At 41.4% G+C, this 14,766-nt stretch carries 16 protein-coding genes; 15 read left to right on the top strand and 1 reads right to left on the bottom strand.

Annotated features, from left to right (window positions below):
• The first annotated feature begins 4 nt into the window (after positions 1 to 4).
• Positions 5 to 553, top strand: a complete 549-nt coding sequence (locus AC1VS3_RS00560) for a DUF1836 domain-containing protein (protein WP_008689374.1) — start codon at positions 5 to 7, stop codon at positions 551 to 553.
• A gap of 265 nt (positions 554 to 818) precedes the next feature.
• On the opposite strand, the gene AC1VS3_RS00565 is transcribed toward AC1VS3_RS00560, so the two are convergent.
• Complete coding sequence (locus tag AC1VS3_RS00565; protein ID WP_008979119.1) at positions 819 to 2,813, bottom strand: BglG family transcription antiterminator; 1,995 nt, start codon at positions 2,811 to 2,813, stop codon at positions 819 to 821.
• Between the two features lie 306 nt (positions 2,814 to 3,119).
• On the opposite strand from AC1VS3_RS00565, the gene AC1VS3_RS00570 reads away from it, so the two are divergent.
• The 14 genes from AC1VS3_RS00570 (at position 3,120) to AC1VS3_RS00635 (ending at position 14,722) form a co-directional block, all read left to right on the top strand.
• Positions 3,120 to 3,983 carry a sugar phosphate isomerase/epimerase family protein gene (locus AC1VS3_RS00570; protein ID WP_008689372.1) on the top strand — a complete coding sequence of 288 codons (864 nt, stop codon included), beginning with the start codon at positions 3,120 to 3,122 and terminating at the stop codon, positions 3,981 to 3,983.
• Positions 3,984 to 3,995: 12 nt separating this feature from the next.
• A complete protein-coding gene (locus tag AC1VS3_RS00575; protein WP_008689370.1) occupies positions 3,996 to 4,880 on the top strand; it encodes a class II fructose-bisphosphate aldolase in 885 nt (294 codons plus the stop codon).
• A 15-nt stretch (positions 4,881 to 4,895) separates the two neighbouring features.
• Positions 4,896 to 5,366: a PTS sugar transporter subunit IIA gene (locus tag AC1VS3_RS00580; protein ID WP_008689368.1), complete on the top strand. Its 471-nt coding sequence runs from the start codon at positions 4,896 to 4,898 to the stop codon at positions 5,364 to 5,366.
• A 20-nt stretch (positions 5,367 to 5,386) separates the two neighbouring features.
• Positions 5,387 to 5,680: a PTS fructose transporter subunit IIB gene (locus AC1VS3_RS00585; protein ID WP_008689367.1), complete on the top strand. Its 294-nt coding sequence runs from the start codon at positions 5,387 to 5,389 to the stop codon at positions 5,678 to 5,680.
• Positions 5,681 to 5,705: 25 nt separating this feature from the next.
• Positions 5,706 to 6,755, top strand: coding sequence for a PTS fructose transporter subunit IIC (locus tag AC1VS3_RS00590; protein WP_008689365.1), 1,050 nt, complete (start codon positions 5,706 to 5,708; stop codon positions 6,753 to 6,755).
• Positions 6,756 to 6,779: 24 nt separating this feature from the next.
• On the top strand, positions 6,780 to 7,694 hold the full coding sequence (locus AC1VS3_RS00595; RefSeq protein WP_008689364.1) for a cupin domain-containing protein: 915 nt from the start codon (positions 6,780 to 6,782) through the stop codon (positions 7,692 to 7,694).
• Positions 7,695 to 7,831: 137 nt separating this feature from the next.
• On the top strand, positions 7,832 to 8,278 hold the full coding sequence (rpiB, locus tag AC1VS3_RS00600; RefSeq protein ID WP_008689363.1) for a ribose 5-phosphate isomerase B: 447 nt from the start codon (positions 7,832 to 7,834) through the stop codon (positions 8,276 to 8,278).
• A gap of 11 nt (positions 8,279 to 8,289) precedes the next feature.
• Positions 8,290 to 9,300 carry a dihydroxyacetone kinase subunit DhaK gene (locus AC1VS3_RS00605; RefSeq protein WP_008689362.1) on the top strand — a complete coding sequence of 337 codons (1,011 nt, stop codon included), beginning with the start codon at positions 8,290 to 8,292 and terminating at the stop codon, positions 9,298 to 9,300.
• Positions 9,301 to 9,303: 3 nt separating this feature from the next.
• A complete protein-coding gene (gene dhaL, locus AC1VS3_RS00610; RefSeq protein ID WP_008689361.1) occupies positions 9,304 to 9,951 on the top strand; it encodes a dihydroxyacetone kinase subunit DhaL in 648 nt (215 codons plus the stop codon).
• A gap of 87 nt (positions 9,952 to 10,038) precedes the next feature.
• Positions 10,039 to 10,812, top strand: coding sequence for an HAD hydrolase family protein (locus tag AC1VS3_RS00615; protein ID WP_008689360.1), 774 nt, complete (start codon positions 10,039 to 10,041; stop codon positions 10,810 to 10,812).
• Positions 10,813 to 10,883: 71 nt separating this feature from the next.
• Positions 10,884 to 11,708: a transketolase gene (locus AC1VS3_RS00620; protein ID WP_331866792.1), complete on the top strand. Its 825-nt coding sequence runs from the start codon at positions 10,884 to 10,886 to the stop codon at positions 11,706 to 11,708.
• On the top strand, positions 11,702 to 12,628 hold the full coding sequence (locus tag AC1VS3_RS00625; protein ID WP_117547195.1) for a transketolase family protein: 927 nt from the start codon (positions 11,702 to 11,704) through the stop codon (positions 12,626 to 12,628). The genes AC1VS3_RS00620 and AC1VS3_RS00625 overlap by 7 nt, the downstream gene beginning before the upstream one ends.
• 159 nt (positions 12,629 to 12,787) lie before the next feature.
• On the top strand, positions 12,788 to 13,510 hold the full coding sequence (locus AC1VS3_RS00630; protein ID WP_481275475.1) for a TMEM164 family acyltransferase: 723 nt from the start codon (positions 12,788 to 12,790) through the stop codon (positions 13,508 to 13,510).
• A gap of 114 nt (positions 13,511 to 13,624) precedes the next feature.
• Positions 13,625 to 14,722 carry an immunity protein Imm33 domain-containing protein gene (locus tag AC1VS3_RS00635; protein ID WP_119983196.1) on the top strand — a complete coding sequence of 366 codons (1,098 nt, stop codon included), beginning with the start codon at positions 13,625 to 13,627 and terminating at the stop codon, positions 14,720 to 14,722.
• Positions 14,723 to 14,766: the final 44 nt, after the last annotated feature.

Consider the following 14,766-nt stretch of genomic DNA (forward strand, 5'->3'; position numbering starts at 1 on the left):
CCACATGGATACACGGAAAGAATTGATGGCCTGGAGTGAGACATTGTTTACCTTTCATCTTCCCCGTTGGGAAGAGTTACCGGCCTTTGATTTATATATGGATCAGGTGATTACCTTATTGGAAACCTATTTACGCCCTTTGTTAGGGGATGTACGAGAGGAAACGATTTTAACCAGTGCCATGATCAATAATTATGTGAAGTTGAAATTAATACCAAAAGCAGAAAAGAAACGTTATAGTCGCATGCATCTTGCATATCTCATCGCAATTACGGTGTTAAAGCAAGTATTAACCATCAGTGAGGTAAAGCGGGGGATTGAGTATCAGGCAAATTTATCCGGTTTAAAAGAAGCGTATAATTTATTTTGTGAAGAATTGGAACTCGCATTGATGGCGGTAGCTAAACATATTCAAGAGGGAAAAGGAAGCCTGCGTTTAGAAGGTATCACCTTACAAAATACGGCGATGAAGATGGCCGCAATGTCGTTAGCAGGTAAATTAGTCGCACGTAAGATTTTATTGTTGCAAGATGATTATCAAAATACACTTTAAAAAGGGAAAGCCTAAGGTACGCTGTTGGGTATAGATAACGTGTATGTAACACTTGCAGGGCATAAGTGACTTAGGAAAAAGCATCATTGAATCAGAAGTTCTTTATTCTTAGTCTAAATGAGTTGCCCAAAGAAGGAAAGAAGCATCATAAGAAGAAAAATGGATACGTGAAAGGAAAGTCAGAAAAAAAGGAAGTCATCCTCTGTGTGTGGCAGAGTTTAGACTTCCTTTTTTTGCTTGATGTTTGTAAAACTTTGATATAAATTCAGTTCTCTTCCTGTGGTAAAGTCGGTGGGCCTGCCGTTAATCCTATCTCATTTAATACTTCCATGACCTCACTAGCATCTTGGGATTGACGGATGCGATCTAACAGACTTTCGTTTTCAATCAACTCATAAAAATGGGCGAAGAAGGATCCAATCTCACTGTTTTTTGTAAAATCTAAAGCCATCGTAAAGACTAAATCAACCTTTTCATCTTTTGCCCAGATAATTGGATGATCTAAGATTAAGACAGAGATAGCACCTTGATTGACATGTTTTTTATATTCATGAGGAATACTGACTCCATTCCCGATTGAGGTAGGTAAGATGGATTCTCTTACCTTGATGTTTGTAATGAATTCCGGTGTTACATAGTGATGCTGTTCCAAAAGGGAAGAACCATATGCTAAGGCTTCATCTTTTGTTTTCGCATGATAATGTAAAGCAATTAGATTTTCATGGAACAGATTATTTGATACTAAAATGGATTGTTTTTCCTTTTGGATCTGTTTCAAACGCTCATCAATCAATAAGATATCTTGATTATCGAAGCGTGGACTAATCAATAAATACTCTTCTTCGCTTTTATCTGTAAGCGGCAAAGGACTGACTAAGAGGTCGTATTCCTGATCAATCTGATTGATTTGTTCATAATGCAAAGTGGAGATTGTGTTAAGAAAGGACAGACTCTTTGATACTTTTTGACGGATATAACGGGAGGTGTTTTCATCCTTTGTCGTCACTAAGATGATACGCAGGGTAAATAAATCATCTTTTAAGGCATTGCTTAACAGCATCGTAATGTAGGCAATATCATTTTCACTGAATTTAATGTGTAACTTTTGTTCAATTGGTTGAATGTTTGTTAAGACAATTCCATACAAGGAAGGTAAATCTTTTTTGATATCGCGGATAAAGGAAGTGCCATTCATCATCTGATAGCTTTTTTGTAGTTTCTTCTTTTGAAACAGCATGCCCAAATCACTGATCAGACCATCGTTGGTGATGATTTTTTTATTGACGATGATCGATTTCAGCTTTTGGATAAATTGCTCGGCAATGGCTTCATAATAATCCATTTTGATGGTGCTGGAGGCCCTGTCATAAGCGCCGTTCAAAGCGAATTGTGCCGCCAAACAATGATATTCCATTGTAAGGTTTTCTTTATTGTAAAAAGGCAATGCTGTATTAATAAGCGTGCGTGAGGCTTCGTATTGCAGATCGCTGATCTTAGCACGGTTTAAGATATTTGCCTCTTCGATGATATTACCGGTCGAGATGCGAATCAGACTAAGCGCGATATATTCACAGAGTTGTGTGAAAGAAATTTCATCATAAGTAAATTTCAGCGTCGTTTCAGCATCCAATAATAGTTTCTGCAACATCATTAGATCCTGGTTGGGATAGCAGTGCAGAAAGTAATGATAAAAATGGGCATCAATGCGATAATCGATGCCGTCCATCATCGGCGTTTGTGTTTCTTCTTCATTGAAATAGGAATTATTTTCAAAAATAATGGCCTGTCGTTTATTAAATTCGTTCCCCTGCAGACAGACCCCGCGATTCTTAATGATCGATAGTTTTAAATCAAAATACGATAACCAGTTTTTTATTAATTCCAGATCTTTTGTGATGATCGTTCGGCCTACGGCTAAATCATCTGCAAAAATCTGTACGGTATAATTTGAATTTCGCTGAAATAAAATATCTAAAATATAATGTTTACGAAAATCAAAGGAGTAGGCTTTGTTTCGAGGATCATTACTTGTATTGGCCAATTCCTGCAAACGCTTTTCTTCCCCCTGTAGCAAAAATCCTTTCCGCGGCAGTAGCTGTAATTCGGCACCACAGGATTCGATATATTCACGGACATAACGCATATTGTGTTTCACGGTGCTTAAGGACATATTGATCTCTTTGGCGATCTGTTTTGATGTTATCGGTTCGTCCTTTTCCAGAAGAATATGGATAATTTTCTCCGTTGTTATATCTAGCATTCACATCACCTCAGTACATATTATAGCAATTTTATGAGTAAAAGAAAGCATTTTCAAAGAAAAAGAAACAAATTCACAGTAAGTGGAAATGGCTCAAGAAAGCAAGTTTCTTTTTTACTTTTTTTGCACGGAAAGCGGTGCAATTCGGATAAAAGTCATTGCACGGATGGAGCTTTATCGGTGCGAAAAGAAGGGCATCTTTTTGCACATACATTCGTGCAAAAGGAAGCTTTATGATATTTGCTTTCTGTACTTGCCATACGGTATCATGAAGGCAGCAAAGGAAACAGGAAAGGAGGATGAAACATGAAGATCACATTTGGCGTGGATAGTTTCATCTGGACAGAAAACTTCTCTGAAAAAGATCTTTGGATCATCAAGAAAGCGGAAGAATTGGGATTTGAGGTAATTGATTTTGCGATTGCCCATCCTGAAACCTTCCCCACGGAACGGGTCAAAGAAGAGCTTGCGAAAACTCACTTAAGAGCCGTGACAACGACGACCTTGGATGCTTCTACCAACTTGATCAGTGAAGATGAAAAAGTCAGAAGATGCGGTATTGAAGCGATGAAACAATTGGTTGATATCAATAAAGAATTAAGCAGCACGATTCTTGGCGGTGTCAATTATGCCGGCTGGGGATGCTTAAGCGGAAAACCGCGAACCGAAGAAGAATGGAAGCATTCTGTGGAAGCGATGCGAGAAGTTGGTGAATATGCGTTAAAGGTACATCCACAACTTAATATTTGTGTCGAAGCGGTGAATCGCTTTGAAACCCATTTTATTAACATCGCAGAAGATGGCGTTCGCTATTGCAAAGATGTTGGCACCGGAAACATCAAGGTGCATTTGGATTGTTTCCATATGATTCGTGAGGAGAAAAGCTTTACCAAAGCGGTAGAAACATGCGGCAAGGAATATCTGGGATATGTCCATGTAAATGAAAATGATCGTGGGATTCCGGGAACCGGCATGGTACCATTCAAGGAATTTTTTACCGCCTTAAAAAAGATCGGTTACAGTGAACCATGCACGATCGAAAGCTTTGATCCAAGCTTTGAAGAATTGAATAAGAATTGTGCAATTTGGCGCAGCTTTGCGAAAACCGGCGAAGAGCTGGCAGTGAAGGGACTGGCAAATCTGCAAAAGATTGCGGATGAAATTAACTAGGAGGATAAGAAAATGTTAGTAAATTTAGAGAAAATTTTAAAGGATGCAGAAGCGGGAGGATATGCCATCGGATGTATCAACACACCAAACATGACAACATTGCGTGCAGTTGTCGATGCTGCTGAAGAAATGCAGACACCAATCATCATTGACCATGCACAGGTGCATGATCCATTGATTCCTATTGAATTGATCGGACCTAAAATGGTGGAATATGCAAAACAGGCAAGTGTTCCGGTATGTGTACATTTGGATCATGGCAGTGATTATAATTTCGTTATGCGTGCATTGCGCTGTGGATTCAGCTCAATCATGTATGATTTGAGTGCAAAGCCATTTGAAGAGAACGTGGAAAACTTAAAAGTATTTACGGAAATGGCACACAAGTTAGGTGTTACCGTGGAAGCAGAATTAGGAGTAATGACTTCCACAGAAGATGATACGCATGGTGATGGTGGAGGATGGACACATGAAACTATCAAGAAAACCTTTACCGATCCTGCACAGGCTGCTGAATTTGCACAGCGTACCGGGGTTGATGCATTAGCTGTATGCTTTGGTACGGCACATGGTATTTATGCCGAACCACCAGTATTGGATATCGAACGTGTAAAAGCCATTCGGGAAGCTATGCCAAAAGATTGTCGTGTGGTCATGCATGGTGGCAGTGGAGTTGATGCTGATCAGGTACGTGCAGCTATCAATGAAGGGGTATCCAAAGTAAATTATTACTCTTATATGGCAAAAGCTTGCAGCAAGCACATGTATGAATATCTGAAAGATAGAGATGGCAATGCATACTGGCATGAAGCCGATGAAGAAGCTTATCGTTTCATGAAGGAATACGCAAAAGAAGTGCTGGCTGTATTTAAAAACGGCAAAACCTGTACGTTATAGGAAGGGTAAGCGCATATGGCGGATATTCAGTTAGGAAATGTGCTGACAAAGGAAGCGATGATCTTAGATCATACGCCCTTTAACAGTAAGGAAGAAATGTTTCAGCTATTGAGTGAAAAGTTTTTCGAAGCCGGTGTTATAACCAATCAGCAAGCGTATCTTACTGCACTTCGTGAGCGCGAAGCTATGGGACCTACGTATATGGGAAATCTCATCGGTCTTCCTCATGGTCGCTGTGATGAAGTGGTTAAATCCGGAATTGCGTTTTGTCGCTGTTCCTCTCCCTTCCTATATCAGAGCTGTGGAGAAGAGGGCGATGTAAAATATGTCTTTATGCTTGCGATTCCAGGGAATCAAAGTGCAGATCAATACATGCGCGTATTGGCAACTTTAGCCGGCTTGTTGGCAAAAGAAGAATTTGTCGATCAGTTGGATTCGGTGCACAGCTATGATGAAATGTTGGCACTGATGAAGGCTTGTTCATAAAAAAGAAAGGAGGGTTTGTGATGAAGATCGTAGCTATCACATCATGTGCAACGGGGATTGCGCATACTTACATGGCTGCTGAAGCATTAAAAAAATTCTGCAAGAAAAACCATCATGAATGTAAGGTGGAAACACAAGGGGCATTGGGCATTGAAAATCAGCTGAAACCTTACGAAATTGAAGCTGCTGATTTGATCGTATTCGCTAACGATGTCGGCATCAGTAAGGCAGAACGCTTTGATAAATATAAAGATAAGATCAAAAAGTTCTCACCCCATGATGTCATCAAAGATCCAAGCATTATTTTGAAATAATCTTAATGAAAAGGAGATAGAAAACATGAAAGATAAATTAAAAGAGATACAGGAGGCCCTACTTACCGGCGTTTCCTACATGCTTCCATTCGTTATTTCTGGCGGTTTGTTAATTGCCATCGGTTTCCTGTTGGGGGGCTATAATATTCCAAATGATGTTGCGCAAGGGGGCAACTTCGCTTCTACAATGTTCTGGTTAGGAAAAGCAGCCTTTGGCTTGATGGTACCTATCCTGGGTGCTTATACGGCTTATAGTATTGCCGATAAGCCAGGTATTGCGCCAGGTATGATCGCTGGTTGGATGGCTACCGATCCTTGGGGCTTAAATCAGGCTTCTGGTTTCCTTGGCGGTTTGATCGGTGGTATCATCGCTGGTTACTTAGTCTTATTATTAAAGAAGATCCCTATGCCAATGACGCTGCGCAGCTTGCTGCCTACTTTGATCATTCCATTATTAGGCGTTACAGCTATGGGGCTTATCATGGTATACATCATCGGTGGTCCTATCGCTGCGGTTACCAATGCATTAACTGATATGCTGAATTCTCTGGGAACCGGAAACTTATTGCTGTTAGGTATCATTCAAGGATGCATGTTGGCATTTGATATGGGCGGTCCTTGTAATAAAGTTGCTTATGCATTCGCTTTAGCTGCTATGGATACTGGAAACTATATGGTCATGGGTGCAAACTTCGTTGGTTCCATCACACCTCCATTAGGTATCGCAATCGCTATCCTTGTTAAGAAAAGCAAATTTACAAGCTCTGAAAGAAACTCTTTAGCTGGTTTACTTGCAGGTGCTGCTGGTATGATTACAGAATTTGCAATTCCATTTGCTGCCAGTGATCCAGTAAAAGTAATTCCATCTTTGATGGCTGGTTCTGCTGTTGGTTGTACCGTATCTTATATGCTGGGCTTAACCATTCAGGCTCCACATGGTGGTTTGTTTGTAGCCTTTGCAATGAATAATCCAATCTACTTCATCATTGCTGCGGTAGTTGGGGCAATTGTTACGGCTGCTTTATTAGTCGTATTAAAAAAGGATGTTCCTGCCGAAGAAGTTGAAGCTGAATAAGAAAAGAGGAGAAAAGACAAGTTTATGGCAAAATTATTTGATATCATGGGAAATTTCCCATTCAAACCTGAGGATAAAAAACCAATGCTAATTCGTAAACAGGATTATTCTACAGCATTGTATCCACCAAACAACGCATTTACCAGTGATAATACGTTCACGATGATTACAACCGATACCTTCATGCTGGGTATCTATGAATTAGGACCTGGTGGTGTATTTGCACCATTGGATATCCATCCTGGTGATGAATCTTACTACATCCTGGATGGACCGGTCGTACAGCGCAGCGGCAATGGCCAGTTTGCTTACTTAGAAACCGGAGAAGGTCTGTTCATGCCGGAAGGCGCATGGCATTGCTGTCATAATTTCTCAGACCGCAAAGCGCGCATTCTGTACTTCATCACACCAAAGGCATGGAGCGAACAGATTCCACCGGCAGTTATTCCAACCGATGAAGAAACAAAGTTCTACAAAGGACCGAACAACGATGCATTACCAAATATGCGCGATAAGATTCATGATATTTCCCGTCAGGGCTGTACCGATGATATCGGACATTGGCCAGTGGATGCAAAAGAAGCTAGAGAAACCGGTGCCGTTTATGCCGTTCGTGACTTTGAAAAATTAAACAATGTGCATGGAACCAGTCATCCAATGCTAATGCGTTTCATCACCAGCAATGACTATGGACATTTTGGTGAATTTATCTTGCCGGCCGGTGGTTATGGGCCTCGCTGCTCTGATCCTGATACACATAAAGGAGATGCCGCCTTGTATTGTGTGGATGGACCGGTAACGGTAAATTTGGTAGAGCTGGAAGAAAGCTTCGTCATGGAACCGGAAGATACTTTCTTTATTCCAGCTGGTGTTAGCTATCAGTTGGTAAACTTTGAAGCAAAACCGGTGAAAGTAGTCTTTGCGATTACCGAGCTGTAATAATAACTACTGTCTGAGAAGAAAACAAGAAAGGGAAAACGTGTTCTTCGTATTACAGACTTGCGAAAGGAATTCGTCGATGAGATGAGTGGAATTGCTCCACTCATCTGATCATTATGATATAAAAGGTGAAGAAAATGAAAATTGTGATTGGATGTGATGAAGCTGCTTTTGATATGAAAGAGGCAGTTCATCAGCGATTAAAAGAACTACAGTATGATGTCATTGATGTGGGAGTCTATGATAAAAACCCATCCTTGTACCCGGACACGGCAGAAAAGCTGTGCAAAGAAATCGTCGAAGGGCGTGCCGAAAAAGGAATATTGATGTGTGGAACCGGTATCGGAATGGCGATCACAGCCAATAAAATACCAGGCATTCGCGCAGCCGTAGGGCATGATGTCTTTTCCGTAGAACGCAGTCGTAAAAGCAATGACTGTCAAGTTCTCTGCATGGGAGCCAGAGTAATTGCCATCCAATCTGCATTGATGTTGATGGAACGCTGGCTGCAGTGTGAATTTGCCGGTGGGGCAAGTAAGGCAAAGGTAGATAGGATCAGGGAAATCGAGTGTCAATACAGATAGGAGGAAACAACATGCAAAGAATCATTAACAATTGTGATGAAGTCGTTGAAGATATGCTGAAAGGTTTTGAGCGCTGTCATCATGATCTGATACGCGTTGATGAAAATAATCCTCGTGTTGTCATTTCAAAAGAAGCTACTAAGAAGCGAAAGGTTGGTATCGTTACTGGAGGCGGCAGTGGGCATAAACCAGCGTTTATCGGCTATTGCGGAAAGAATATGGTCGATGCCGTGGCCGTTGGTGAAATTTTCTCTTCTCCTACGGCAAAATCATTTTACGATGCTTTCTGTGCGGTTGATCAAGGCATGGGCGTTGCCTGCTTGTATGGCAATTACGCCGGTGATAACATGAATGTAAAGATGGCGATGGAATTAGCGGAAGATGATGATATCGTCGTAAAAACAGTCGTTGCCAATGATGATGTGGCCAGTGCTGATAAAGCAGATCGTACGAAACGTCGCGGTGTTGCCGGAGAAATCTTCATGTGGAAGGTTGGCGGTGCTAAGGCAGCGATGGGAGCTAGCTTGGATGAAGTGATTGCTGCTGCCCAAAAGGCCATTGATCATACACGTAGTGTCGGTGTTGGATTAAGTCCATGTACGATACCGGCGAATGGAAAACCGAATTTCACCATTGAAGAAGGAACGATGGAATTTGGTATCGGTCATCATGGGGAACCGGGAATTAAAGTTGAAAAACTTGGTACGGCAAAAGAAATGGCGAAAGAAATGACCCGTTTGGTCATTGAAGATAAACCATTTAAAGCAGGCTGTGAAGTTGCTGTGTTGGTATCTGGTTTAGGGGCAACGCCGGTCATGGAACAATATATCTTCTTTGAAGAAGTCGCCAAGCTCTTAGAGGAACAGGATATTCGTATTTATAAATCTTATGTCGGCAATTACTTTACGTCCTTGGAAATGAATGGTGTAACCTTAACGATCATGGAATTGGATGAGGAATTAAAGGAATGTGTCGATATGGAAGTAGAAACCATGGGTATGACCCAGTTGGCAAGGAGATAACTTATGGAAACCTTACGTAATCAAGGAAATGCCGGTATCGTTTTGCAAGTCATCGATGCCATTCATGAACAAGCATCTTACTTGAGTGAGATTGATGGTGCAACCGGAGATGGAGATCACGGCATTAATATGAATAAAGGCTTTATGATGGCAAAGGAGCGCATTGAGCCAAGCGATTCTTTTGCGGAAGCTTTAAAAATCTTAGGACGTACCTTAGTCATGGACATTGGCGGCAGTATGGGACCTATTTACGGCACCATGTTTTCTAAGCTGAGCCGGGTTTTAAAAAAGGCAGAGCCTATCACGAAAGAAGCTTTTTTAGAAGCATTGGAAAATGCGGTACAGGGTTTGATGGATCTGGCTGGAGCTAAGGTTGGCGATAAGACATTAGTGGATACGATTTATCCGGCTTGTCAGGCCTATCAAGCAGCTATCAAACAAGATGCAGAGTTTTCACAGTGCTTAAGAGAAATGGCGAAAGGGGCAGAAGCCGGTAAAGAAAGCACAAAGGATTTAGTAGCGAAAATCGGCAGAGCTGCTCGTTTAGGCGAACGCAGCCGCGGTCATCTGGATGCAGGAGCTACCTCCTGTTGGATCATTTTAACAACGATGGCAAATGCGATGTTAGCGCAGCTGCAGTCACAAGAGTAGACAGATGATTTTCTTTTGAGAATCATCTTTTCTCTAGAAAGGAAAAGGTAGAAATGTTTGATATGTACATGACTACCAGGAAAAAAGATGCACAAGAAATATTTTTTCTTTGATATAGATGGAACCTTAACGAACCGTGCAACTGGTGAAATTGTTCCCAGTGCGTTAGCAACGTTGAAAAAGCTGGAAGCAGCAGGCCATTTTGTCAGCATCGCTACTGGTCGTGCTCATTATAAAGCAAGAGGCTTCATGGAAAAGATTGGCTTGTCGAATATGGTGTGTAATGGCGGTGTTGGCCTAGTCATTGATCATGAACTGGTGGAAAATCGCCCTTTGGATCTGGCGAAAGCAAAAGCGATTTGTAAACAGGCAGATGCGTTAGGTTATGGCCTTCTTTTAATGCTAGATGATTCCTTGCGTTGCTACAGCAAAGATAATCGTTTTCGTGAACAAATGGGGGAACGCTTAGAACCAACGGAATACATCATTGATGAAACGTTAGATTATGATGCACTGAGTGCCATTTATAAGATTTATATTTCCATTCCAAAGGAAGAGGAAGAGCGTTTAACACTGTGCAATACTTTAGGACATCTGCGCTTTGCGGGCAATTATTTAATGTTTCAATACGATGAAAAGGATAAAGGCATTGAACATATGATCGAACGTATCCATGGTCGTATCGAGGATGTCGTGGTCTTTGGCGATGATACCAACGATCTTGTCATGTTTGACAAACGATGGTGTAGCATTGCGATGGGCAATGGCAGTGAAGATATCAAACAAAAAGCAGATTATGTAACGGATACGAATGTAAGGGATGGTATTCAAAAGGCATGTCAGCATTTTCACTGGATTTAACAAAATAGAAAGAAAGGATCATTGGTAAGAGCTACAGGATGTTGTACGATTACTGATTAGGATAAAGGGATATGAAAAAAGAAGAATTACAGCAGATAGCACGACAAGTGCGTAAGGATGTGCTGTGGGAGATCTTTAGCGCACAAAGCGGTCATCCCGGCGGTTCTTTAAGTGCTGCCGATCTTGGTACAGTCTTATTTTTTGATGAGATGGATATAACAAAGGAAAATGCCCAAGGTCAAAAACGTGATCGTTTGGTTTTTAGCAAGGGTCATGCGGCACCACTGCTTTATGCGTTATTGTGTGAGAAAGGACTATTGGAAAAGGATGATTTAACAACTTTTCGCCGCATCAATACCCGCTTACAAGGACATCCGAATATGAATTATATTGATGGGGTAGATATGTCTACGGGATCTTTAGGACAAGGGATTTCCGCCGCAGTAGGGATGGCACTAGCAAATCGCTTAGATGGCAATACCCATCGCATATATGCATTGTTAGGTGATGGGGAATGTCAGGAAGGAGAAGTATGGGAGGCATTGATGAGTGCTGCCCATTATCAATTCGATAATTTATGTGTCATCATCGATCACAATGGTTTACAAATTGATGGCAAGGTGGATGATGTCATGAAAGTAGATTCGCTGTATGACAAAGCGATTGCCTTTGGCTGTCATGCCCTGCAGATCAATGGGCATGATATGGATGCTATCAAAACGGCCTTTGCACAGGCTCGTCAGATTAAAGGAAAACCGACGGTGATCATTGCCGATACAATTAAAGGGAAAGGGGTATCCTTTATGGAAAATGAAGCAGGATGGCATGGCAAAGCACCAAATGCAACGCAATTTGAACAAGCTATCAAGGACTTAGGAGGTGATGCACAATGGTAAAAAAGGCAACGCGTGAGGCGTATGGTGAAGCGTTAGCGCAACTCGTAAAACAAAATCCTGACATTGTTGTTTTAGATGCTGATTTAGCAGGAAGCACGAAAACAAGCGAAGCGAAAAAAGTATGTCCACAGCGTCATTTTGATATGGGCATCGCGGAAAGTAACATGATGGGTGTGGCAGCCGGCTTGGCAGCCAGTGGCAAGATCCCATTTGCCAGCAGCTTTGCGATGTTTGCGGCAGGAAGAGCCTATGAACAGATTCGCAATGCGATCGGATATCCACATCTGAATGTAAAGATATGTGCAACTCATGCCGGATTAAGCGTTGGAGAAGATGGTGCTACTCATCAATGTAATGAAGATCTGGCATTGATGCGCACGATTCCCGGAATGTGTGTCTTACAGCCTTGTGATGCACAGCAGACCACCCAGATGATCAAGGCCATAGCGAGGATGGATGGTCCTTGTTATGTTCGCTTAAGTCGAATGGCTGTTGATACGGTTTATGATGAAAATATGCCGTTTACGATAGGAAAAGGGAATGTCCTACAGAAAGGGGAAAAAGTAGCCATCGTAGCCAGTGGAATCATGGTCCAAGAAGCTTTACAGGCAGCAAAACAATTACCATTTGTGCCGACGATTGTCGATATGCATACCATAAAACCGATTGATAAAGCATTGTTATGTTCGCTGGCGAAGGATCATCAGCTGATCGTAACGGCAGAAGAGCATTCTATAATCGGTGGTTTAGGCAGTGCCGTTGCCGAAGTTCTTGCGCAGCAGCCACATGCCTGTGCGTTGCGCATGGTAGGTGTTTTCGATGTGTATGGAGAAAGTGGGACCCCTCAAGATGTCTTGCATAAATATGGCATTGATGCAAAAACTATTGTAAACACGATTTTAACACAACCCTTTCAATAACAAAGATAATTGCATAAACATGTTCTGTGAATGATGAGCGAGGAACATGTTTTCTCTTTAATTAAGATATCCTAAGAACTTTCAGTAGAAATTATGCTAAAATAAAACAGGGTGATTTACATGAAGGATTTTTTTACATATTATACCGAAATCAAGTCAATGGCTGCACCATTTCAGACTTTTTCTATTGCGCACTTGTGTTTTTTATGCCTCATGGGCATCATTATTTATGCGTTGTATCATCGTTACAGCACGCTTAACACATCTAACAAACGAAAGTTTCAGATCTATATGGCTTTATATTTTCTAATCGAAGAGGCCATATATACGCTATGGCTCTTACTTAACTGTCATGAACAGGTATGGATTCAGATCTTGCCTTTAGAACTTTGCAGCTGCTGTGTTTATATGAATGCTGCCTGTGTCTTTACACAAAAAAATAGCTTGCGTTTCTTTAGTGGGGTAGTTGGCTTAGTTGCTGGAGGGGTAGCCATGATTTATCCTGCGAATATTGCCGGCTTATATCCAATCGTATCTTATCGCACGATCAATTTCTATATCTTACATGGCGCCTTTCTCTTATTTTCGCTCATTCAATTAAGTGATACTACGCTTTTACAATATCGCTATATGAAGAAAAACTATTTGATTATTTGCTGTATGTTTTCCATCGCCTTTATTGTCAATCTGATGCTGGATACCCAATATATGTTTGTCGGTGTTCCACCGAAAATCGCTTTGGTAGCTAGCTTATATCAGCTGACCGGTATTTTCTTATTTATGCCGGCGGTCTTAGCCGCTTTGTTTGTCATTCAATGCATTGTTGTCTATCTATTACGTAAAGTATATGGCTATCCAAGCAAAGAAGAAGCAGCATCGTAGAGGAAGTATGCTGTTTTCTTTATCTTTGTCATGTTTAAGGAAAAGTCATCCGTATTGACTATGCACAAAGCGATTCTTATAGTAAAATAAGAAGAAAGAAACAGGAGATTATATATGACAAAACAAAAGGAAACAACATGGAGCCACACAAAGGCATTATTGCCGCAGATACAAGAGGCATACACTGCGATGTGTCGCAATGCTCTTTCAGGCGGCGAAATATCTTTAAAAAAATTTACATTACTGCTCAGCGGTATTTCAACCTGCCGTAAGACACCAGGCATCCCAGAGCATATGGGCTATGAACAGATGTATGTGTGTAATGATGAACAGGCGCAAGAAGTGCGAAACCATCTGGATAAGCTTTATGGCATAAAGGATGTGACAAGCTTGGAGGCCTGCTGTGAACATCTGTTTACAAAACACCGTGAATATGTTCAATTTTTATCTTTTTGGAAAGAACAGCCGATGTTTGATCTTCAAGATCTGCAGCCGGAAGCAAAAACCATGTTTGAGCATTTTCAAAGTTATGCGCAGCTTTTTTATCCATTCACACAAGACAAAGGCTTTTATGCTTGGGATGCCAATGAGATCATTGGTCTATATCGCAGAGCGTATGCCTGTCATTTGATTGATGAAGAAGCCTTTTGGAAACGCTGTTTGCCAATTGCCCGCAGGGTGTCTTCCTGGTATGCGAACTGGCAAGAATTTGCCTTAAGCTCTTTATGTGGCGCCTTATATTTTAATTTGCGTAATGGTGGCACGGATGAAGAGGCAGATGGCTTATTCCAGCTGCATATGCGATTGTTGCAGCAGCTGTTGAGTGAAGGCGGTGCTTGGGGCGTACATGGCTGGTATCAGACGATGCCCAAAAAATTTGTGAAGTCCAAGGAAGAAATATTACAATTGCTCCATGATTGGGAAGGCGGAGATGGCTGTATTGCCAGTGACCGCATTTTGGTAGATGGCTGTCGAATCGGTTATATGTATCGACAAGAACCACAGCAGGAATGGGATAGCGGCTGGCGTTTTATGGCTGGTGATGAAACGCAGGAATATCTCGATGATCCTTATCATTGCGGCATTTATAAATTAAATACACTATGTAATTATGACCCGGAAATTCAACCTTTCCTCACAGATGAGGTGGGCAGTGCGTATGCGCGCAAGGAAGATGATTTATTACATAAGATTTCTTCGAAAGAAGCTTAGCTTGTTCTTACGATTCTCTTACAGGCATTGACTTTCTAAAGCAA

It is taken from the genome of Longicatena sp. (assembly GCF_982403165.1).

What these genes read in the sequence shown, in the direction of transcription:
- AC1VS3_RS00560 (WP_008689374.1), top strand. Translation starts at nt 5, where the DNA reads ATGGATACACGGAAAGAATTGATGGCCTGGAGTGAGACATTGTTTACC.
- AC1VS3_RS00565 (WP_008979119.1), bottom strand. Translation starts at nt 2,813, where the DNA reads ATGCTAGATATAACAACGGAGAAAATTATCCATATTCTTCTGGAAAAG.
- AC1VS3_RS00570 (WP_008689372.1), top strand. Translation starts at nt 3,120, where the DNA reads ATGAAGATCACATTTGGCGTGGATAGTTTCATCTGGACAGAAAACTTC.
- AC1VS3_RS00575 (WP_008689370.1), top strand. Translation starts at nt 3,996, where the DNA reads ATGTTAGTAAATTTAGAGAAAATTTTAAAGGATGCAGAAGCGGGAGGA.
- AC1VS3_RS00580 (WP_008689368.1), top strand. Translation starts at nt 4,896, where the DNA reads ATGGCGGATATTCAGTTAGGAAATGTGCTGACAAAGGAAGCGATGATC.
- AC1VS3_RS00585 (WP_008689367.1), top strand. Translation starts at nt 5,387, where the DNA reads ATGAAGATCGTAGCTATCACATCATGTGCAACGGGGATTGCGCATACT.
- AC1VS3_RS00590 (WP_008689365.1), top strand. Translation starts at nt 5,706, where the DNA reads ATGAAAGATAAATTAAAAGAGATACAGGAGGCCCTACTTACCGGCGTT.
- AC1VS3_RS00595 (WP_008689364.1), top strand. Translation starts at nt 6,780, where the DNA reads ATGGCAAAATTATTTGATATCATGGGAAATTTCCCATTCAAACCTGAG.
- rpiB (WP_008689363.1), top strand. Translation starts at nt 7,832, where the DNA reads ATGAAAATTGTGATTGGATGTGATGAAGCTGCTTTTGATATGAAAGAG.
- AC1VS3_RS00605 (WP_008689362.1), top strand. Translation starts at nt 8,290, where the DNA reads ATGCAAAGAATCATTAACAATTGTGATGAAGTCGTTGAAGATATGCTG.
- dhaL (WP_008689361.1), top strand. Translation starts at nt 9,304, where the DNA reads ATGGAAACCTTACGTAATCAAGGAAATGCCGGTATCGTTTTGCAAGTC.
- AC1VS3_RS00615 (WP_008689360.1), top strand. Translation starts at nt 10,039, where the DNA reads ATGCACAAGAAATATTTTTTCTTTGATATAGATGGAACCTTAACGAAC.
- AC1VS3_RS00620 (WP_331866792.1), top strand. Translation starts at nt 10,884, where the DNA reads ATGAAAAAAGAAGAATTACAGCAGATAGCACGACAAGTGCGTAAGGAT.
- AC1VS3_RS00625 (WP_117547195.1), top strand. Translation starts at nt 11,702, where the DNA reads ATGGTAAAAAAGGCAACGCGTGAGGCGTATGGTGAAGCGTTAGCGCAA.
- AC1VS3_RS00630 (WP_481275475.1), top strand. Translation starts at nt 12,788, where the DNA reads ATGGCTGCACCATTTCAGACTTTTTCTATTGCGCACTTGTGTTTTTTA.
- AC1VS3_RS00635 (WP_119983196.1), top strand. Translation starts at nt 13,625, where the DNA reads ATGACAAAACAAAAGGAAACAACATGGAGCCACACAAAGGCATTATTG.